A 1085-nucleotide genomic window follows, 5' to 3' on the forward strand; every position below is an offset into this window, starting at 1 on the left:
CCAGGTAGGTCGGGAACCAGGTGAGGAAGAACCACAGGGTGGAGGTCAGGCAGAACTGACCGAGGTACACCCCCCACAGTTTCCGCCGGCCCAGTACCGTCGCGATATCGTTCCAGGTCACCTTGGTTTTCGCAGGCCGGGAGCTGGTGAGATCCACCAGTCCGCCGCCCTCGCGGATATGGGCGATCTCGGCCTCGTTGGCGCGGGAATCACGCGGCTCCCGGTACACGAGGTACCAGATCAGGCCCCACAGCACGCCGACCCCGCCGGTGAATATGAACACCCAGTGCCAGCTCAGCACCGACTGCAGCCAGGACAGCACCGGGGTGAGCAGCGCCAGGCCGATGAACTGACCCGAGGTGTAGAAGCCGATGACCGTGGCGCGTTCCCGCTCCGGGAACCAGGCGGTGGCGACGCGGTTGTTGATGGGATAGGCCGGGGCCTCGAAGGTGCCGACCAGCAGCCGCAGCACGATGAGCGCGACGAATCCGCCGATGATGCCCATGAACACGGTCGCCAGTGACCACAGGACCAGGCATGCCGGGTACAGCACCCGCGGAGGCACCCGGTCGACGAACCAGCCGCCCGGGATCTGCAGGGCGGCGTAGGTCCAGCCGAAGGCCGACAGCAGCAGGCCCTGCTGCGCCGAGGACAGATCCATCTCGTCGGCGATCGCGGGTACCGCGATGGACAGATTGGCGCGGTCCATGTAATTGATGACCACGGTCACGAACAGCATGACCGCGATCAGGATCCGCGCACGGCTCGCCTTGACGGCCAATGTGGTGGGGACAGAGCTTTTTTCGATCAAGGTCTTCATACTCACCACTCCGCGAACGATCCGTCACTGTGACGCCAGATCGGGTTGCGCCATCGGTGCCCGGTGGCAGCCCGTTCCACCACGTAGTCCTCATTGATCTCGATACCGAGGCCGGGCCCCTCCGGAATCCGGACCTGGCCGTCGGCGTAGGTGAACACCGACGGATCGACGAGATAGTCGAGCAGCTCGTTGGTGGTGTTGTAGTGGATTCCCAGACTTTGTTCCTGAATGGTCGCGTTGTAGCACCCCGCGTCGATCTGCAGAC

2 protein-coding genes are annotated in these 1085 nt (G+C 64.2%); both read right to left on the reverse strand.

Annotated elements, in window-relative coordinates:
• The coding region (locus ACWDU1_RS32515; protein ID WP_450004245.1) for an MFS transporter at positions 1–820 on the reverse strand (820 nt) is incomplete at its 3' end.
• 2 nt (positions 821–822) lie between these two features.
• On the reverse strand, positions 823–1085 hold a 263-nt coding region (locus ACWDU1_RS32520), incomplete at its 5' end, for an enolase C-terminal domain-like protein (RefSeq protein ID WP_450004246.1).

This window comes from Nocardia sp. NPDC003345, from assembly GCF_053589395.1.